Below are 19,452 nucleotides of genomic sequence, written 5' to 3' on the forward strand. Positions count from 1 at the left end.
GCCTCTTGATTTATATGGATGGAGATTACTTCACCGTACCCAATATTTCGATTTTCGCCGCTCTGGCTTTAACTTTGCGCGACCAGACAGAAGTCAGAATCGGCACCAGAATCGAGGTCACAATCACTGACGTCGCCACCAGCGAAGTTGCCGCTGGCGCCATTGGTTTAAAGGCGGGGATCATTTCAGCAATCAGTACCGGCGTCGCCACCGCAGCACCGGCAGAACTGGAAGCCGCGATTCCGGCTGTACCATCGCCACCGCCAATCAATTTATCGGCAATAATCAACGGAATACCGGTCACGACGATCACCGCCACACCCAGCAAGATCCCCAGCAAACCGGTCTGAGCAATCACGGTTAAATCAATGGTATTGCCCAGCGCAAAGGCAAAGAACGGGATCAGCGTCTGTACGGCTTTGCTGAAAAATTCTCGCAGCTCAGGGTCAAGGTTCCCTAACGCAAAGCCGACGAGGAACGGTAATACCGCACCGACGAAAACATGCGGTTCAAACGATGCAATCCCGGCAGTCCCCAGAATAATCATCGTCATAAGCGGCCCGGATTCCAGCGACATTAATACAAACGCCCCGGCCTCTTCTTTAGTGCCATACTGCTGCATGATCGAAGCGTAAAGTCCGCCGTTGGTCATATCCATCGCCGCCACCAGCGCCAGCGTTGAAAGTCCGGCAAAGAATCCAACTTCAACACCATGTTCAGGAATAATGCGTGAAGCAATTGCCGCAACCACCCACGCCACGGCAATTTTAGTTACCACCAGCGTACCGGATTTACGCAATACCGTTCCCGTCGCACTTAATTTTATCGATGCCCCCATGCAGAAAAACCACACCGCCAGAATCGGCACCGTGCCGGTAATCATTCCATTTGTGAATGAACCAAAGTATTTTCCCGCCCCTGGCGAGAAAGTGTGACACAGTGCGCCAAGGAACAGCGGGACGAGCATCATCCCTCCTGGGATTTTCTCTATCGTGTGTTTTATCTGCATTTTCATCACCTATCGGCATATTTTTATAGGCTGATGCATAAGTCCTTCACGATGCATCAGTGTTGATGGAAATGAAGATAGACATTCAACAGAGCAATAAAAGTGATCAAAACCACATCAATTGAAACGTTGTTTTATTTTTATAGGATCATTGTTTTTATTTTGAAATTGATCACAAAAAAACCACCGCTATGTGCGATGGTTTGTTTTTTATGCTGAAAAACGGCGTAAACGCCTCATTGCAGTAGGCAATATGCGATTATTTTTTCGCCGCGAAACGTGCCGCAGCTTCGTCCCAGTTCACCACGTTCCAGAACTCTTTGATGTAGTCCGGACGGCGGTTCTGGAATTTCAGGTAGTAAGCGTGTTCCCACACATCCAGACCCAGAACAGGGAAGCCGGAAGCGCCAGAAATGGCTTCGCCCATCAGCGGGGAGTCCTGATTAGCAGTAGAAACCACCGCCAGTTTATCGCCTTTAAGCACCAGCCATGCCCAGCCGGAACCAAAGCGGGAAGCTGCCGCTTTCTCAAATTCTGCTTTGAAGTTATCAACGGAACCGAAATCACGTTCGATAGCCGCTTTCAGGTCGCCCTGCAAAGTCGTGCCTTTTTTCAGGCCTTTCCAGAACAGGCTGTGGTTGGCGTGACCACCAGCGTTGTTGCGCAGCACGGTTTTTTTGTCTGCTGGCAGCTGATCCAGTTTGGTGATCAGCTCTTCAACCGGCAGGTTGGCGAATTCTGGCAGGCTTTCCAGCGCCGCATTGGCGTTGTTGACGTAAGTCTGATGGTGCTTGGTGTGGTGGATTTCCATGGTCTGCTTATCGAAGTGCGGTTCCAGGGCATCGTAAGCATACGGCAGGGATGGCAGGGTATAGCTCATATTCATCTCCAGTATTGTCGGGCGGCCGATTGTTAATGCCGCGTAAGCAGTTGGTTCATTATAGTTAATTAAATGATATTGAAAATGATTATCAATGCCGTACTTTTCATAGGGGAATGGTTTTGCAGGGAAATGTCCGAGATGTGAACCAAATCACCCACTTAATGCCGTGATTGCCAGTAAATCGACAACGGCGGCAACAGGCGAAAGGTTAATCGACAGCACGATTTTTACACTCATCTCGTCGGAGATGTGACGCGACGAAAAATGATGAGGATAAGAAGATGAGTAACGCGATTACGATGGGGATATTTTGGCATTTGATCGGCGCGGCCAGTGCAGCCTGTTTTTACGCTCCGTTCAAAAAAGTAAAAAAGTGGTCATGGGAAACCATGTGGTCTGTCGGTGGGATTGTTTCGTGGATTATTCTGCCGTGGGCCATCAGCGCCATGCTACTACCTGATTTCTGGGCATATTACAGCTCGTTCAGTCTCTCTACCCTGCTGCCTGTTTTTCTGTTCGGCGCTATGTGGGGGATTGGTAATATCAACTACGGTCTGACCATGCGTTATCTCGGCATGTCGATGGGGATAGGTATCGCCATTGGCATTACGTTGATCGTCGGTACGCTGATGACGCCAATTATCAACGGCAATTTCGATGTGCTGATTAACACCGACGGTGGGCGCATGACGTTGCTCGGCGTACTGGTGGCGTTGATTGGCGTGGGGATTGTGACTCGCGCCGGGCAGTTGAAAGAGCGCAAAATGGGCATTAAAGCCGAAGAGTTCAACCTGAAAAAAGGGCTGGTGCTGGCGGTAATGTGCGGCATTTTCTCTGCCGGGATGTCTTTTGCGATGAACGCCGCAAAACCGATGCATGAAGCGGCTGCCGCGCTGGGTGTTGATCCACTGTATGTCGCTCTGCCAAGCTATGTTGTCATCATGGGTGGCGGCGCGATCATCAACCTCGGTTTCTGTTTTATTCGTCTGGCAAAAGTGAAAGATTTGTCGCTAAAAGCCGACTTCTCGCTGGCAAAACCGCTGATCATCCACAACGTATTGCTCTCGGCACTGGGGGGTTTGATGTGGTATCTGCAATTCTTTTTCTATGCCTGGGGACACGCCCGCATTCCGGCGCAGTATGACTACATCAGTTGGATGCTGCATATGAGTTTCTACGTATTGTGCGGCGGTATCGTCGGGCTGGTGCTGAAAGAGTGGAACAATGCGGGACGCCGTCCGGTTACCGTATTGAGCCTCGGTTGTGTGGTGATTATTGTCGCCGCCAACATCGTCGGCATGGGCATGGCAAGTTAATCTTTCTGGGAGTTGCGATGACGCCACTGGCTGGGCGTCATCCCAGTTTCCCGGGTAAACACCACCGAAAAGTAGTTACTGTCTTCAAAGCCACATTCTGTCGAAATATCACTGATTAACAGGCGGCTATGCTGGAGAAGATATTGCGCATGGCACACTCTGACCTGCCGCAGATATTGATTGATGGTCATCCCGGTCTGCTGGCGAAATTGCTGGCGCAAGACGCGTTCACTGCACGCCGCCTCATCACAAAATTTATCCAGCACAAAAGGACTTTTCAGGCTGGCCGCCAGTCGGGTAATCAGCTTATCCAGCAACGTTTCGCTGGATGTTGGCGGTAACGAATCACTGGTGTAGCGATGACGTTTCAAAAGCATCACCAACTGCCCGAACAGTAACTCCGCCATTTCGTTGGCAAACGGCGCGGGCTGATTGCTTTCGTGCTCAAGCTGCCCGATAACCTGCCGCACCAGCGCCATGCCCGCACTGCCTAAACGCCAGTGTGGTTGTCCTGCGCTGGCGTTAAACCCTGGAATCGCCCCCTGCCAGTCGAGATTAAGCGTCAGCCGCTCCGGGCAATAAATAATGTTCTGCAAAACCAGATCGTTAACGGAAGCGTAGGAGTGTTTATCGTCTGCGTGGATATAAAAGAGATCGCCACGAGTAATACGATGAGGACGATCGTTGAGCACGTGCAAACCGTTACCGCGCCAGACGATCACCAGTTCACAAAAATCATGTGTATGCTCGGCAAAGACATCCTGCGGATAACGATCAGCCACAGCGACCGCCTGCTGTTCGCTGGCAAAAAAATCTTTTTTACGAAGGACAAACTGATGAGCCACCGTGCCACCTCAGCCAGAAGACGTGTTTGATTATTCATAAACTGGCGTGGAAATACGTTGAGAAGATTCGCGTTATTGCAGAAAGCCATCCCGTCCCTGACGAATATCACGCGGTGACCAGTTAAACTCTCGGCGAAAAAGCGTCGAAAAGTGGTTACTGTCGCTGAATCCGCAGCGATAGGCGATGTCAGTAACGCTGGCCTCGCTGTGGCGTAACAGATGACGCGCTTTCACCAACCGTAAACGGTTAAGGTAACGCTGGGGCGTCAAACCAGTTTGCTGTTTTAACTGACGATGCAATGTACGTAGTGACAAAGAAAATTGATCCGCCATCATTTCCCAATTCACCTCGTCGGCAAAATGCTCTTCCAGCCAGGCCAACAACAAGTTCAGACGCGATTCGCGACTTTCCATGCTCTCCTGCAAACTGTTTTTACGCAGCAAGAGCAGTAATTGCATAAACAAAATCTCACCGCTGGCTTTCGAGGGTAAATCATTCGTTCTTTCCTGCTGTTCCAGTTGCGAAACCAGTTGCCGTACCTGCTGCAATATGCTGTGGCTCACGCGCCAATGGGACGGATATTGCCCGTCTTGTTCTTGCGGCAGAAGCTGATGCAGCCCGGCGAGAAACTGAAATCTATCCGGTGAGCGATACAGCACATTGGTCAAATACAGATTGTCCGTATGTTCGTATAAATGCCGATCATGATCGCGCACGAAACAGATTGTTCCACCGGAGATGGTATAAGGCTGCCCATTGAAAATGTGGATACCCGTGCCGTGTTCGACAATCACAATCTCATGGAAATCATGGTGATGTTCAGGAAAATCCACCTGTGGAAGCCGGGGTTCTATTGCCACAGACACGTTACCAGACGGAAAAAAATCCACGCAATGTAATACGTCCATATAAGCCTCCTGATGCCGTCAACATGGCGGAATAGTAATCAAGCGATTTGGTTCTTACCTTAAATTTTCGACAGCAAAACACGTAAAAAATGTCTATTTTTCAAGATAAAGCGTGATTTTTCAGAAAATGCGGCAAACATCACACCACCACAATTCTGAAAATTGTGAACGCCATCACGTTCATCTTTCCCTGGTTGCCAGTGGTGTATTTTCCTGTCAGTAACGAGAAGGTAGCGAAGTCGGGCGCTTCTTAGACTGGGCGTAATGAAACCTAGAAGGATCTCATTATGACCTTTCGCTACTGCGTCGCTGTTGATCTCGGCGCATCCAGTGGGCGCGTAATGCTGGCGCGTTACCACCGTGAATGTCGCAGCCTGACGCTGCGTGAAATCCATCGTTTTACCAATGGGCTGTATTACCAGAGCGGTTATGCCACCTGGGATGTCGATAGTCTGGAAAACGCCATTCGCTTTGGGTTAAACAAGGTGTGCGAGGAAGGGATTCGTATCGATAGCATCGGTATTGATACCTGGGGCGTGGACTATGTGCTGCTGGATCAACACGGTCAGCGCGTCGGTTTACCGATTGCCTATCGTGATAGCCGCACTCACGGGCTGATGACATTGGCACAGCAGCAACTCGGCAAACGCGATATTTATCAGCGTAGCGGCATCCAGTTTCTGCCCTTCAATACGATCTATCAGTTGCGTGCGCTGACGGCGCAACAACCTGAACTTATTCCACAAATCGCTCACGCTCTGCTGATGCCGGATTACTTCAGTTATCGCCTGACCGGCAAGATGAACTGGGAGTACACCAACGCCACAACCACGCAACTGGTCAATATCAATAGCGACGACTGGGACGAGTCCCTGCTGGCGTGGAGCGGAGCCAACAAAGCCTGGTTTGGTCGCCCGACGCATCCGGGCAATGTCATTGGTCACTGGATTTGCCCGCAGGGTAATGAAATTCCGGTGGTTGCCGTTGCCAGCCATGATACCGCCAGCGCGGTTATCGCCTCGCCATTAAACGGTTCACGCGCCGCTTATCTCTCTTCTGGCACCTGGTCATTGATGGGCTTCGAAAGCCAGACGCCATTCACCGATGATGCGGCGCTCGCAGCCAACATCACCAATGAAGGCGGGGCGGAAGGTCGCTATCGGGTGCTGAAAAATATTATGGGCTTATGGCTGCTTCAGCGGGTGCTTCAGGAGCGGAAAATCAACGATCTCCCAACGCTTATCGCCGCGACACAGGCACTCCCGGCCTGTCGCTTCATCATCAATCCCAATGACGATCGCTTTATTAATCCTGACGAGATGTGCAGCGAAATTCAGGCAGCGTGTCGGGAAACGGCGCAACCGATCCCGGAAAGTGATGCTGAACTGGCGCGCTGTATTTTCGACAGTCTGGCGCTGCTGTATGCCGACGTACTGCACGAACTGGCGCAGCTACGCGGTGAAGACTTCTCTCAACTGCATATTGTCGGCGGCGGCAGCCAGAACACACTGCTCAACCAGTTGTGTGCCGATGCCTGCGGTATTCAGGTGATCGCCGGACCAGTTGAAGCCTCGACGCTCGGCAATATCGGCATCCAGTTAATGACGCTGGATGAACTCAACAATGTGGATGATTTCCGTCAGGTCGTGAGCGCCACCGCGAATCTGACCACCTTTACCCCTAATCCTGACAGTGAAATTGCCCACTATGTGGCGCGGATTCACTCTACACGACAGACAAAGGAGCTTTGCGCATGACCACTCAACTGGAACAGGCTTGGGAACTGGCGAAACAGCGTTTCGCGGCGGTAGGGATTGATGTCGAGGAGGCGCTGCGCCAACTTGATCGCTTACCCGTTTCAATGCACTGCTGGCAGGGCGATGATGTTTCTGGTTTTGAAAACCCGGAAGGTTCGCTGACTGGTGGGATTCAGGCCACAGGTAATTATCCGGGTAAAGCGCGTAATGCCAGCGAGCTACGAGCCGATCTGGAACAGGCTATGCGGCTGATTCCGGGGCCGAAACGGCTTAATTTACATGCTATCTATCTGGAATCAGACACGCCAGTCTCGCGCGATAAAATCAAACCAGAGCATTTCAAAAACTGGGTTGAATGGGCGAAAGCCAATCACCTCGGTCTGGACTTTAACCCCTCCTGTTTTTCGCATCCGCTAAGCGCCGATGGCTTTACGCTCTCGCATCCCGACGACCGCATTCGCCAGTTCTGGATTGACCACTGCAAAGCAAGCCGTCGCGTTTCGGCCTATTTTGGCGAGCAACTTGGCACGCCATCGGTGATGAACATCTGGATCCCGGATGGCATGAAAGATATCACCGTTGACCGTCTCGCCCCGCGCCAGCGTTTGCTGGCAGCACTGGATGAAGTGATCAGCGAAAAGCTGAACCCTGCGCACCATATCGACGCCGTTGAGAGCAAATTGTTTGGTATTGGCGCAGAGAGCTACACGGTTGGCTCCAATGAGTTTTACATGGGGTATGCCACCAGCCGCCAGACGGCGCTGTGCCTGGACGCCGGGCACTTCCACCCGACGGAAGTGATTTCCGACAAGATTTCCGCCGCCATGCTGTATGTGCCGCAGTTGCTGCTGCACGTCAGCCGTCCGGTTCGCTGGGACAGCGATCACGTAGTGCTGCTGGATGATGAAACCCAGGCGATTGCCAGTGAGATTGTTCGTCACGATCTGTTCGACCGTGTACACATTGGCCTCGACTTCTTTGATGCCTCTATCAACCGCATTGCCGCGTGGGTTATTGGCACGCGCAATATGAAAAAAGCCCTGCTGCGTGCGTTGTTAGAACCGACAGCCGAACTACGCAAGCTGGAAGCAGCGGGCGATTACACCGCGCGACTGGCGCTGCTGGAAGAACAGAAATCGTTGCCGTGGCAGGCGGTGTGGGAAATGTATTGCCAGCGTCACGATACGCCAGCGGGTAGCGAATGGCTGGAAAGCGTGCGGGCTTATGAGAACGCAATTTTGCGTCAGCGCGGGTAAACACCGCCGGATGCGGCGCGAGCGCCTTATCCGGCCTACGGGTCGAATGACCGTGCGGGCTGTCACCCTCACCCCGACCCTCTCCCTGAAAGGGTGAGGGAGAAAACCGCAGCACCCTCCGGCAACGGAGTTAAACACTGCACCGTCCCCTCTCCCTGAAAGGGCGAGGGAGAAAACCGCAGCACCCTCCGGCAACGGAGTTAAACACTGCACCGTCCCCTCTCCCTGAAAAGGCGAGGGAGAAAACCACAGCACCCTCCGGCAACGGAGCTAAACACTGCGCCGTCCCCTCTCCCTGAAAGGGCGAGGGAGAAAACCGCAGCACCCTCCGGCAACGGAGTTAAACACTGCACCGTCCCCTCTCCCTGAAAGGGCGAGGGAGAAAACCGCAGCACCCTCCGGCAACGGAGTTAAACACTGCACCGTCCCCTCTCCCTGAAAGGGCGAGGGAGAAAACCGCAGCACCCTCCGGCAACGGAGCTAAACACTGCGCCGGACAGTCCCCTCGCCCCTTTGGGGAGAGGGTTAGGGTGAGGGGAACAAGCCGCACCATGTATCAACAAGGCAACCGAATTTACAGGAACACAGAACATGCAAAACATTACCCAGTCCTGGTTTGTCCAGGGAATGATCAAAGCCACCACCGACGCCTGGCTGAAAGGCTGGGACGAACGCAACGGCGGCAACCTGACGCTGCGCCTGGATGACGCTGATATCGCGCCATATCACGACAATTTTCACCCACAACCGCGATATATTCCGCTCAGTCAGCCAATGCCTTTACTGGCAAATACACCGTTTATCGTCACCGGCTCCGGCAAATTCTTTCGTAACGTCCAGCTCGATCCAGCCGCCAATTTAGGCGTCGTAAAAATCGACAGCGACGGCGCGGGCTACCATATTCTCTGGGGGCTAACCAACGAAGCCGTCCCAACCTCTGAACTTCCGGCGCACTTCCTCTCCCATTGCGAACGCATTAAAGCCACCAACGGTAAAGATCGGGTGATCATGCACTGCCATGCCACCAACCTGATTGCCCTCACCTATGTACTGGAAAACGACACGGCGGTCTTCACTCGCCAACTGTGGGAAGGCAGCACCGAGTGCCTGGTGGTATTCCCGGATGGCGTTGGCATTTTGCCGTGGATGGTGCCCGGCACGGACGAAATTGGCCAGGCTACCGCGCAGAAAATGCAAAAACACTCACTGGTTCTCTGGCCTTTCCATGGCGTCTTCGGCAGCGGTCCGACGCTGGACGAAGCGTTTGGCCTGATCGATACCGCAGAAAAATCGGCGGAAGTGTTGGTGAAAGTGTATTCGATGGGCGGCATGAAAAAGACCATCAGCCGTGAAGAGTTGATAGCCCTCGGCAAGCGTTTCGGCGTCACCCCGCTGGCAAGCGCACTGGCGCTTTAACACCCCGTTTCGCATCTGGCGGCGCGGGTTATGCCGCCGGACAGAAGGATTTGATCTTAAGGAGAATAATCATGAGTTTTATGTTGGCATTACCGAAAATCAGCCTGCATGGCGCTGGGGCAATTGGCGATATGGTAAACCTGGTTGCGAATAAGCAATGGGGAAAAGCACTGATCGTTACCGATGGGCAACTGGTTAAATTGGGATTGCTGGACAGTCTGTTCACCGCGCTGGATCAACACCAAATGTCTTACCACCTATTCGATGAGGTCTTTCCAAACCCCACCGAAGAACTGGTGCAAAAAGGCTACGCTGCATTTCAGGACGCCGCATGTGACTACATTATTGCTTTCGGTGGCGGTAGCCCGATTGATACCGCAAAAGCCGTAAAAATCCTTACCGCTAATCCCGCACCTTCTACGGCGTACTCTGGTGTTGGTAAAGTGACAAACCCCGGCGTACCGCTGGTGGCGATCAATACGACTGCCGGAACCGCCGCTGAGATGACCAGCAATGCGGTGATCATCGACACTGCCCGGCAAGTGAAAGAAGTCATCATCGATCCGAATATTATTCCAGATATTGCGGTGGATGATGCCAGTGTAATGCTGGAGATCCCTGCCTCCGTTACCGCTGCCACCGGTATGGATGCACTGACTCACGCAGTTGAAGCCTATGTTTCTGTTGGTGCACATCCATTAACCGACGCCAACGCGCTGGAAGCTATCCGCCTGATTTCTCTGTGGCTGCCGAAAGCGGTAGAAGATGGTCATAATCTGGAAGCCCGTGAACAAATGGCATTCGGGCAATATCTGGCGGGAATGGCTTTTAACAGCGCGGGACTGGGGCTGGTTCACGCACTGGCGCATCAGCCCGGAGCTACCCACAACCTGCCACACGGGGTGTGTAATGCCATCTTGTTGCCAGTAATCGAAAACTTTAACCGCCCGAATGCCATCGCACGCTTTGCCCGTATCGCCCAGGCGATGGGTGTCGATACGCGCGGGATGAGTGATGAAGCGGCAAGTCTGGAAGCAATTAATGCCATTCGAGTCTTGAGCCATCGCGTGGGCATACCTGCGGGATTTAGTCAGCTTGGCATCAGCAAAGAGGATATCGAAGGCTGGTTAGATAAAGCCCTGGCCGACCCATGCGCACCATGTAATCCGCGTACCGCCAGCCGCGACGACGTGCGTGAGCTTTATCTGGAGGCGTTATGATCCGCAAAGCGTTTGTTATGCAAGTCAACCCGGACGCTCACGAAGAGTATCAGCGTCGGCATAACCCGATCTGGCCGGAACTGGAAGCGGTGTTGAAGTCACACGGCGCGCACCATTACGCCATCTACCTCGACGAAGCACGTAATTTACTTTTTGCCACGGTAGAAATTGAATCTGAAGAACGCTGGAATGCGGTTGCCAATACGGATGTTTGCCAACGATGGTGGAAACATATGACCGAGGTGATGCCCGCTAATCCGGATAACAGCCCGGTCAGCAGCGAGCTGCAAGAAGTCTTTTATCTGCCTTAATGAGTTGCGGTGCCGGAAAATATCCAGCACCGCGCCTTCATCAGAAGAAGTATTTAAAGCGAACGCGTGCGCCGTAACGGTCATCAGTATCGTCGCCGTGTTTCTTATCGCCGTCGCTATCCAGAATGGAGTAATAAGTACCAAGGTAAATATTAAAGTTCTCCATATCCATCACGTTAGCGAACTGATAAGACGCATGAATGGTGTGAATGGTGTACGTCCCTTCATCATCAATCCAGCAGTCGTTATCACAAACTACGCCACTAAATTCATCAATCTTATTGTGCGCGTAGATATAACCCAGCTCGAAACGTTTCCACAGCGCGTTGATCCCGGCAGTGAAATCTTTCTCATTATTGGCATCTAAATAGGCGGTATTAAGATTAACCACGATACCATTTTCCGGATCGGTTTTCAGGCCGTTCCAGGTCATGCTCATGCCATAGCCGGTACGATCGGACTGGTCGACAAAATTACCCTTACTATCGGTATAACCGTAAGCATTATTCACCACGTTCGCTTCCATCGCTGCGGAAACGGTTAATTCATCCGTCGGCGACCAGGCAATTACCGGGCGCAGGTAAGCGACATTTTTCTGCTGCTCCATATCGCGGCCATGATAATTGCCATCGTTATATAAAGATGTTCCGTCTTCCAGTAACGTGTTTAATTCAAAATACCAGTTATCGAGTTGTTTGCTGACAAGGAAATTACCGCCAGCGTTAGAACGCCCGCGCCCCTCTTTCATCATATAGATATAACCGCTGCCATCGTCATAAAGATCGTTCGCAGTATTACCTGAATGCTCAACAAAGGTATCCTGATTTAGCGGGAACATATCGTAGGCTTCAAAGCGCCCTACTTTGACTCTCCAGTCATTTTCTTTGCCAAAGAAGAATACGGCGTCATCGATATTCACTGAACCGTGCATATCCCCCAGCGGCTGTGCGGAGAATCCGGCAAAATAACCGTTATCCAGCTTTCGCATACCGTCAAAGCCTAACAGAATACGGCCATTGAGATTCCACTGTTCATTGGTAGGATCGCTATTCATATCGGCGTTGGTCATTGCCAGCAGGCCATGATTGCTTTCCGCGTCCATATTAAATTCTACGTCGCCGTAGATTTTCAAATCGCCATAACCTGAAAGCAAAAGATTAGGAGATGACGCGTTTTTCTTTGCAGATTCCGCAGCAGCCTGACCATTTACTGGCGTATTACCCTGCGCGGCTTTAATTTCGCGAATTTCGGCTGCCTGTTGTGTCTGAAGCTGTTTTACCTGGCTTTCAGCTTTTGTTGCCCGCATTTCCGCCGCTTCCAGCCGCTCCTCCAGCAATGCCATGCGTTGTTCCAGCGTTAAATGCTGTGTTTTTGCCATACCGGTACTACATGCCAATAATAAACCGATGGCTAAAGATAACGTCGATTTTTTCATTATTTACGTTCCCTGAAATAAAGGATACCCTACGCTTTCCAAAAGGCGTGCGTATATCGAAAAATATAAAAATTTGTTTTAATAGGATGTGCACTTTCGATTTTAATGCAACATCAGCAAGCCAGCGAATAGTATCCCGCCACAAAAGACGAGTAAATCTACTGATTTCCTGGAACGTGAGGAATATAACAATAGTGTCGTTTTTAACTAAATATCATAAAAAATATTAGATATGATTTCTGCTAATTCATAAACAATAAAAATAAATAGCGTTGTACAGAAACACTTTAGATATTTAAACATTCATCAAATCATTAAAAAATGGTTTTTTATTTGCGACATTTATTTTACCCACCAATATGTGTCCTGCTCCGCAAAATGTGCCTTTCTCTCTTCCTTACATTGTCACAGCTTCACGGTATATCGCCGCTTATCACTCTCATTACAATCAACGAAAATAAGTTTAAAGGGGGCTAATATGAATATTCGTAAGAAGAATCACGGTGTGCAGTAATTTGTAGAAAAGATGCTCTTAATTTAGTTCAGTGAATGCTCAGCCCCAGGAGACGTAAACATTTGAACCGATAAGACGCGTAAGCGTCGCAGATAGTGATAACGTGCGCTTTGCTTATGCCGGATGCGGCGTGAACACCTTATCCGGTCTACAAAATCATGCAAATTCAATATATTGCATGAGCCATGTAGGCCTGATAAGACGCGTAAGCGTCGCATCAGGCAATGAATACCCAATGCGACCAGCTTCTTATATCAGAACAGCCCCAACGGTTTATCCGAGTAGCTCACCAGCAGACACTTGGTTTGCTGATAATGCTCCAGCATCATCTTATGGGTTTCGCGTCCGATGCCCGACTGTTTGTAACCACCAAACGCCGCATGTGCCGGGTAAGCGTGATAACAGTTAGTCCACACGCGCCCTGCCTGAATGCCACGCCCCATCTTATAGGCCAGATTACCGTTGCGGCTCCAGACGCCCGCGCCCAGGCCATATTGCGTGTCATTCGCCAGCTCCAGCGCCTCTTCCATCGTTTTGAAGGTGGTCACCGCCAGCACCGGGCCAAATATCTCTTCCTGGAACACACGCATATTGTTCTGACCAAACAGAATCGTCGGTTCGAGGTAGTAGCCGTCTTTCAGTTCGCCTTCCAGCAGCTTGCGCCGCCCGCCGGTAAGCACATCCGCCCCCTCTTTTTTACCGATATCAATGTAATTGAGGATGGTTTCCAGTTGCCCGTGAGAAACCTGTGCGCCCATTTGCGTCACGCTGTCGAGCGGGTTACCGCTACGAATACTTTCAACACGGCGGATGGCGCGTTCCATAAAGCGTTCGTAGATAGACTCCTGCACTAAAGCACGGCTTGGACAGGTGCAAACTTCGCCCTGGTTGAAGGCGAACAATGCAAAGCCCTCCAGCGCCTTATCGAAGAAAGCATCTTCTTCATCCATCACATCGGCAAAGAAGATATTTGGCGACTTACCGCCCAACTCCAGCGTCACCGGAATAATGTTCTGCGTGGCGTACTGCATAATCTGCTGACCGACTTCCGTTGAGCCGGTAAACGCCACTTTGGCGATACGTTTTGAGGTCGCCAGATATTCACCGATTTCGCCGCCCGCACCGTTGACCACGTTCACCACGCCTGGCGGCAGTAAATCACCGACGATCTCCATCAAAAGCAACACTGAAAGCGGGGTAAGTCGTGCGGGTTTTAGCACCACGCAGTTGCCCGCCGCCAGCGCGGGAGCCATTTTCCAGCTCGCCATCAGCAACGGGAAGTTCCACGGGATAATCTGCCCCACCACGCCCAACGGTTCGTGGAAGTGATAAGCCACAGTTTCGCTATCGACTTCACTGATCCCACCTTCCTGCGCCCGAATACACGAGGCGAAATAGCGGAAATGGTCAATCGCCAGCGGCACATCGGCAGCACTGGTTTCGCGGATGGGCTTGCCGTTATCCCAGGTTTCTGCCGTCGCTAACAGTTCGAGGTTTTGTTCCATTCGATCCGCAATCTTAAACAGAATCGCCGCGCGATCCTGCACCGAGGTATGCGCCCATTTGTCTTTCACTTTATGCGCGGCATCCAGCGCCAGATCGATGTCGCGTTTGCCCGAAGACGCCACTTCGCACAGTAGCTGCCCGGTCACCGGCGTCAGGTTCTGGTAATACTCGCCGTCGGCGGGTGCTACCCATTCGCCGCCGATAAAGTTGTCATAGCGAGCTTTTAACTTGAGGGGGAAACCATACTCGCCGGGCTTAATCTGTGCTGAAGGGGGATTGTTGGTCATGGTAGTCTCCTTGCGGTGTGAGGTATAACAAGGGTAGACGTGACTGGCGAAATCTTCGCCAGCGGGTGATAGCTTTACGACAGCAATCACGAATTTACGGGCAAGGATTACAGAGATAGTTAAAAAAGCGGCTGACAATTTGCCAGCCGTTGTGGGAATGATGATTACATCGCAGCGCGATAAATCGCCACAATTTCTTCGTGAGTTGCCTGAATCGGGTTAGTAAATCCGCAGGCATCTTTCAGAGCATTGGTCGCCAGTACCGCGAAATCTTCTTCTTTCACGTTCAGATCGCGCAGACCTGCCGGAATATCGACTTTCTTCGCCAGTTCGCGGATAGCGTTAATGCAGGCTTCTGCACCTTCCGCGTCGTTTTTACCTGTCACGTTCACACCCATTGCAGCAGCGCAGTCACGCAGACGTGCGGCGGCTACTTTGCTGTTGAATACCTGAACGTGCGGCAGCAGAACGGCGTTACATACACCGTGCGGCAGATTGTAGAAACCGCCTAACTGGTGCGCCATCGCATGAACATAACCCAAAGACGCATTGTTGAACGCCATACCGGCGAGGAACTGGGCATAAGCCATCGCTTCACGCGCTTTCGCATTGCTGCCATCTTCTACGGCTAACGGCAGGTTTTCGGCAATCATGGTCACGGCTTTCAGTGCGCAAGCGTCAGTGATCGGCGTTGCGGCAATAGACACATACGCTTCGATAGCGTGTGTTAAGGCATCCATACCCGTTGCGGCGGTCAGTGACTTCGGCATACCGATCATCAGAGAGGAGTCATTGACAGAAAGCAGCGGAGTCACGTGTTTATCCACAATCGCCATTTTGATATGGCGTGCTTCGTCAGTAATAATGCAGAAACGGGTCATTTCAGACGCAGTACCCGCCGTGGTGTTGATGGCGATCATCGGCAACTGCGGTTTTGCAGAGCGGTCAACGCCTTCGTAATCGCGAATATCACCGCCGTTGGCTGCCACCAACGCAATGCCTTTCGCACAATCGTGCGGAGAACCACCACCTAAGGAAATCACGCTATCGCAATTATTTTCTTTCAGCAGTTTGAGGCCTGCGGCGACGTTTTCCGTAGTTGGGTTAGGCTGGGTGCCATCATAAATAACGCTAAAAATATTGCGTTCTTCCAGTGCTTTTTGCACATCGCCCGCCATACCTAATTTCGTTAACATATTGTCAGTAACAATTAATGTACGGGTAAAGCCATAGTCTGCCATCATATTCATTGCATCATTCAATGAATCAGCGCCGATGACATTCACTGAAGGAATAAAAAAGGTTGAAGCTGCCATAAAACACTCCTGGAAGAGTAAAAAGGGCTGGCAGATTACAAAGTATTTTCATTCGGAAATATGATCGACATTACCGTTTATTAAAATATTTTTAATAAAAAGCACGTTACATTCATCAAATAACGTGCTTCCTTAATATTAATAAGAATTTTGTATTAATTCATATTTATTATGAATTAATCATTTCCTTATTTTTCGGGAAATAATAATGCATCGCGCAATAAATGATCATTTCCACGACGCCGCGTAAAGCCAATGCGGTCAAAATATTCCAGAATCTGAATTGCCAGCTTTCGGCCTACACCTAAGCGATCGCGGAAATCCGCCGCGCAGGTTGAGCCACATTCCTGATCGAGATCGCGGATCATATTGGCAAATTCAACAATCCGATCATTACGGTAATAACGATCTTTGACGATCGCCGTAATTATCCCCTGCTGTGCCGCCTGGCGTAGCGTCAAGCGCATTGCCTGCTCGTCGGTTCCCGTCTCTTTTGCCAGGTCACGCACCCACCACGGCTCGTCACCAAACAGCGGCTCTGCTTTTTGCCAGATGGCCTGCTGCTCTTCGCTGAAGCCCGCTTTGTGATCCGGCAGATGCAGCCAGCCGTGGTGGCTGTGGATATCGCCGCTTTCGCGCATCTTTTCAATCAACAACAGTACCAGAGCTTCATCTTCCATCGGCAACGCCATACGCCGCAGGCGCTCGCGCCCCGGACCTGGTTCGTCGCGATGCTGCTCATGATAAGCCGCTAATGTGTCGAGGATTTTCCGCTGCCAGCGGGCGGCAACCGGCGCATTCAACAAGCTATAACCAGCCTGAATATAGCCAGGCTGTTGCAGCAGTTCGCGCATCCCTTCGCCGTTGAGCTGTCTCGCCCAGGCGAAATCGGCAAGATTCACCGCTCCGCGTTCCAGATGAACCGTCAGTGCGTCGGCATCGCTTTGTGTGCGTGCAAGAGACGCCAGCCATTGCAGATATTCCGGCTTACGCTTACCGCGACGTGGCGGGTTGAGCATCACCACGCGCGCCCCCGCCAGCGTGTTGCGAGCCGAGATATCGCGCAGCACTATGCGATCGTTATCCGCCAGCCACAGCGGCGTGTCGAACACCAGCTCGGCAAGGTTATCTTCCAGCAGCGAAACGCGTCCCGTAACATGGCTGGCGGCGTGGTGAATATGCAGCGGCTGCCACTGGGTCAGCGGTGTATGAGTTTGAAGCTCGACAATCACCCGTGTGAACGGCTCTGGCGGCACATCGGCAAGCAGCCAGTCGCCACGGTTAATCTGCTCTTTTTCCGCATCACCCGCGATGTTAAGTGCGATACGCTGCCCGGCATGGGCGGTTTCTGTTGGCTGGTTTTGCGCATGCAGCGCACGTACACGCATCGATTTATTTACACCAGTCAGCCATAGTGAATCGCCTACCTTCACTTCCCCGCTTAACGCCGTACCGGTGACGACCAGCCCGGCACCTTTTACAGTAAATGCGCGGTCGATCGCGAGGCGGAAACTATGTTGGCTGGCGTGTTCACGTTCAGGCAACTGAAGCAGATGTTCGCGCAGGGCATCAATTCCCCGACCTTCGGTTGCTGCGGTGACAAACAGTTTTGCCTCAGCAAAACCGTATTCCCGCAGCACCTCCTTTACCTGACGTTCAACCTCATCAACACGCGCTTCGTCCACGCGATCGGCTTTAGTCAGCGCCACTGTCAGCATCGGGTTACCGGTAAGCTGCAAAATCGCCAGATGCTCACGGGTCTGCGCCATCACACCGTCATCGCAAGCCACCACCAGCAGCGCGTGATCGATACCCCCGACGCCCGCCAACATATTGGAAAGAAACTTTTCATGACCGGGAACGTCGATAAAACCAGGCACGCGCCCATCTGGCTGCGGCCAGTAGGCATAGCCGAGATCGATGGTCATACCGCGTTTTTTTTCTTCCGGCAGACGGTCGGCATTTACGCCAGTAATCGCCTGCAATAAGGTTGTTTTGCCGTGGTCAACGTGTCCGGCAGTCGCAATAATCATTTCAACAACATCTCCATAAACCGTTGCTCATCTTCAAGGCAGCGTAAATCCAGCCACAATCGTCCGTCATAAATACGACCAATCACCGGCACCGGCAATTCACGCCAGCGGGCGGCTAATGCCTCAAGGTGGCTGCCACGTCCGTCATGGGGTGTAAACGTTAATGCCGCGCTAGGCAGGCGATCAACCGGCAGCGAACCACTGCCAATCTGCGAAAGACACGGCATAACCTGTACCGCAAACTCCGCGCCGTAATGTGCGGCAAGGGGAGCCTGTAAACGTTGCGCCTGGATTTGAATAACCTCTGCACTGCGAGTAAGCAGACGCAGGGTCGGTAATTTTTCGCTCAGTGCTTCGGGGTGCAAATAAAGACGCAGCGTCGCTTCCAGCGCCGCGAGGGTCATTTTATCCGCGCGTAATGCACGTTTCAGCGGATGGCTTTGCAGGCGGGAAATCATCTCTTTCTTACCAACGATGATCCCTGCCTGCGGCCCGCCTAACAGCTTGTCGCCGGAGAAGCTCACCAGGCTGACGCCCGCCGCAATCAACTCCTGCGGCATCGGCTCTTTCGGCAAACCGTACTGGCTAAGATCGACCAACGAACCACTGCCTAAATCAGTCACTACGGGAATATCCAGCTCTTTGCCGAGCGCCACCAGTTCCGCTTCGTCTATCGCTTTGGTGAACCCCTGAATGCTGTAGTTACTGGTATGTACTTTCATCAACAGTGCGGTATTTTCATTCACCGCCTGACGATAATCACTGGCATGCGTGCGGTTGGTCGTCCCCACTTCGTGCAGGGTACAGCCAGCCTGACGCATGACGTCAGGGATACGAAACGCGCCGCCGATCTCCACCAGTTCGCCACGAGACACCACCACCTCTTTACCGCTGGCAGTGGCTGCCAACATCAGCAGCACCGCCGCCGCATTGTTATTGACGATACAGGCATCTTCCGCGCCGGTAATGCGGCACAGTAGCTGCGCCAGCGCGCGATCGCGATGCCCGCGTCCGGCGTCGTCCAGATCGTACTCCAGCGTCACCGGCGAACGCATAGCCTGCGCAACGGCTTCCACCGCTGCTTCCGCCTGTAAAGCTCGCCCAAGGTTGGTATGCAGTACGGTTCCCGTCAGGTTGATCACCGGACGCAGCGCGCTCTGCGCTTCTTTCGTCAACCGGGCATCGACTTCTTGCGCCCAGTTCTCACACCACGCGGGCAGCGTCTGGCTGTCACGAATCACTTCTCGCGCTTCGTCAAGCATCTGACGCAGCAATTCCACCACGCGGGTGTGACCATAAGTATCACGCAAAGAAAGGAAGGAGCTATCGCGCAATAAGCGATCAATAGCCGGAAGTTGACTATAGAGGGAACGCGTTTCGGTTGTCATAGGAAACCTGGCTGATCAAGGCCCTCTCACACGGAGAAGGGCGTTTAACAT

At 52.1% G+C, this 19,452-nt stretch carries 15 protein-coding genes; 6 read left to right on the forward strand and 9 right to left on the reverse strand.

Annotated features, from left to right (window positions below; genetic code table 11):
- Positions 1–25 precede the first annotated feature (25 nt).
- Both kdgT and sodA read right to left on the reverse strand, forming a co-directional pair.
- Positions 26–1,009 (reverse strand): 2-keto-3-deoxygluconate transporter, encoded by a 984-nt coding sequence (kdgT, locus tag RGV86_RS11935; RefSeq protein ID WP_024191187.1) that lies wholly within the window; start codon positions 1,007–1,009, stop codon positions 26–28.
- Between the two features lie 259 nt (positions 1,010–1,268).
- A complete protein-coding gene (sodA, locus tag RGV86_RS11940; RefSeq protein WP_010345169.1) occupies positions 1,269–1,889 on the reverse strand; it encodes a superoxide dismutase [Mn] in 621 nt (206 codons plus the stop codon).
- Positions 1,890–2,173: 284 nt separating this feature from the next.
- Between sodA and rhaT the strand changes: the two genes are divergently transcribed.
- Complete coding sequence (rhaT, locus tag RGV86_RS11945) at positions 2,174–3,208, forward strand: L-rhamnose/proton symporter RhaT (protein WP_000063528.1); 1,035 nt, start codon at positions 2,174–2,176, stop codon at positions 3,206–3,208.
- Here rhaT and rhaR read toward each other — a convergent pair.
- Positions 3,205–4,053: an HTH-type transcriptional activator RhaR gene (rhaR, locus tag RGV86_RS11950; RefSeq protein WP_085461447.1), complete on the reverse strand. Its 849-nt coding sequence runs from the start codon at positions 4,051–4,053 to the stop codon at positions 3,205–3,207. The two genes, rhaT and rhaR, sit on opposite strands and share 4 nt — an antisense overlap.
- Before the next feature lie 72 nt (positions 4,054–4,125).
- Positions 4,126–4,962: an HTH-type transcriptional activator RhaS gene (gene rhaS / locus RGV86_RS11955; RefSeq protein WP_000382766.1), complete on the reverse strand. Its 837-nt coding sequence runs from the start codon at positions 4,960–4,962 to the stop codon at positions 4,126–4,128.
- A gap of 287 nt (positions 4,963–5,249) precedes the next feature.
- On the opposite strand from rhaS, the gene rhaB reads away from it, so the two are divergent.
- The 5 genes from rhaB to rhaM all read left to right on the forward strand — a co-directional run bounded on the left by rhaB (position 5,250) and on the right by rhaM (position 10,922).
- Positions 5,250–6,719 carry a rhamnulokinase gene (gene rhaB, locus RGV86_RS11960; RefSeq protein ID WP_085461450.1) on the forward strand — a complete coding sequence of 490 codons (1,470 nt, stop codon included), beginning with the start codon at positions 5,250–5,252 and terminating at the stop codon, positions 6,717–6,719.
- Positions 6,716–7,975, forward strand: a complete 1,260-nt coding sequence (gene rhaA / locus RGV86_RS11965) for an L-rhamnose isomerase (RefSeq protein WP_000211489.1) — start codon at positions 6,716–6,718, stop codon at positions 7,973–7,975. The genes rhaB and rhaA overlap by 4 nt, the downstream gene beginning before the upstream one ends.
- 591 nt (positions 7,976–8,566) lie before the next feature.
- Positions 8,567–9,391, forward strand: a complete 825-nt coding sequence (gene rhaD / locus RGV86_RS11970) for a rhamnulose-1-phosphate aldolase (protein ID WP_085461451.1) — start codon at positions 8,567–8,569, stop codon at positions 9,389–9,391.
- A 71-nt stretch (positions 9,392–9,462) separates the two neighbouring features.
- On the forward strand, positions 9,463–10,611 hold the full coding sequence (gene fucO, locus RGV86_RS11975; RefSeq protein ID WP_085461452.1) for a lactaldehyde reductase: 1,149 nt from the start codon (positions 9,463–9,465) through the stop codon (positions 10,609–10,611).
- Positions 10,608–10,922 carry an L-rhamnose mutarotase gene (gene rhaM / locus RGV86_RS11980; protein WP_000619489.1) on the forward strand — a complete coding sequence of 105 codons (315 nt, stop codon included), beginning with the start codon at positions 10,608–10,610 and terminating at the stop codon, positions 10,920–10,922. Before fucO ends, rhaM begins: the two co-directional genes overlap by 4 nt.
- 40 nt (positions 10,923–10,962) lie before the next feature.
- On the opposite strand, the gene RGV86_RS11985 is transcribed toward rhaM, so the two are convergent.
- From RGV86_RS11985 to selA, 5 genes are all read right to left on the reverse strand, one after another.
- Complete coding sequence (locus RGV86_RS11985; RefSeq protein ID WP_085461453.1) at positions 10,963–12,357, reverse strand: carbohydrate porin; 1,395 nt, start codon at positions 12,355–12,357, stop codon at positions 10,963–10,965.
- Between the two features lie 768 nt (positions 12,358–13,125).
- A complete protein-coding gene (aldB, locus tag RGV86_RS11990; RefSeq protein ID WP_000183978.1) occupies positions 13,126–14,664 on the reverse strand; it encodes an aldehyde dehydrogenase AldB in 1,539 nt (512 codons plus the stop codon).
- Between the two features lie 164 nt (positions 14,665–14,828).
- The gene (gene yiaY, locus RGV86_RS11995; protein WP_000741500.1) at positions 14,829–15,980 is read right to left on the reverse strand and encodes an L-threonine dehydrogenase; all 1,152 of its coding nucleotides are present in this window, start codon (positions 15,978–15,980) and stop codon (positions 14,829–14,831) included.
- A gap of 188 nt (positions 15,981–16,168) precedes the next feature.
- Entirely contained in the window at positions 16,169–18,013 is a 1,845-nt protein-coding gene (selB, locus tag RGV86_RS12000) for a selenocysteine-specific translation elongation factor (protein ID WP_085461454.1), read from the reverse strand.
- Positions 18,010–19,401: an L-seryl-tRNA(Sec) selenium transferase gene (gene selA, locus RGV86_RS12005; protein ID WP_085461455.1), complete on the reverse strand. Its 1,392-nt coding sequence runs from the start codon at positions 19,399–19,401 to the stop codon at positions 18,010–18,012. The genes selB and selA overlap by 4 nt, the downstream gene beginning before the upstream one ends.
- Positions 19,402–19,452 lie beyond the last annotated feature (51 nt).

Source organism: Escherichia ruysiae (assembly GCF_031323975.1).
Taxonomy (GTDB): domain Bacteria; phylum Pseudomonadota; class Gammaproteobacteria; order Enterobacterales; family Enterobacteriaceae; genus Escherichia; species Escherichia ruysiae.

Excerpts from the sequence above, each read along its gene's own strand:
- yiaY (WP_000741500.1), bottom strand. The coding sequence starts at position 15,980 with ATGGCAGCTTCAACCTTTTTTATTCCTTCAGTGAATGTCATCGGCGCT.
- RGV86_RS11985 (WP_085461453.1), bottom strand. The coding sequence starts at position 12,357 with ATGAAAAAATCGACGTTATCTTTAGCCATCGGTTTATTATTGGCATGT.
- selA (WP_085461455.1), bottom strand. The coding sequence starts at position 19,401 with ATGACAACCGAAACGCGTTCCCTCTATAGTCAACTTCCGGCTATTGAT.
- rhaB (WP_085461450.1), top strand. The coding sequence starts at position 5,250 with ATGACCTTTCGCTACTGCGTCGCTGTTGATCTCGGCGCATCCAGTGGG.
- kdgT (WP_024191187.1), bottom strand. The coding sequence starts at position 1,009 with ATGCAGATAAAACACACGATAGAGAAAATCCCAGGAGGGATGATGCTC.
- selB (WP_085461454.1), bottom strand. The coding sequence starts at position 18,013 with ATGATTATTGCGACTGCCGGACACGTTGACCACGGCAAAACAACCTTA.
- rhaM (WP_000619489.1), top strand. The coding sequence starts at position 10,608 with ATGATCCGCAAAGCGTTTGTTATGCAAGTCAACCCGGACGCTCACGAA.
- rhaD (WP_085461451.1), top strand. The coding sequence starts at position 8,567 with ATGCAAAACATTACCCAGTCCTGGTTTGTCCAGGGAATGATCAAAGCC.
- sodA (WP_010345169.1), bottom strand. The coding sequence starts at position 1,889 with ATGAGCTATACCCTGCCATCCCTGCCGTATGCTTACGATGCCCTGGAA.
- aldB (WP_000183978.1), bottom strand. The coding sequence starts at position 14,664 with ATGACCAACAATCCCCCTTCAGCACAGATTAAGCCCGGCGAGTATGGT.
- rhaS (WP_000382766.1), bottom strand. The coding sequence starts at position 4,962 with ATGGACGTATTACATTGCGTGGATTTTTTTCCGTCTGGTAACGTGTCT.
- rhaA (WP_000211489.1), top strand. The coding sequence starts at position 6,716 with ATGACCACTCAACTGGAACAGGCTTGGGAACTGGCGAAACAGCGTTTC.
- fucO (WP_085461452.1), top strand. The coding sequence starts at position 9,463 with ATGAGTTTTATGTTGGCATTACCGAAAATCAGCCTGCATGGCGCTGGG.
- rhaT (WP_000063528.1), top strand. The coding sequence starts at position 2,174 with ATGAGTAACGCGATTACGATGGGGATATTTTGGCATTTGATCGGCGCG.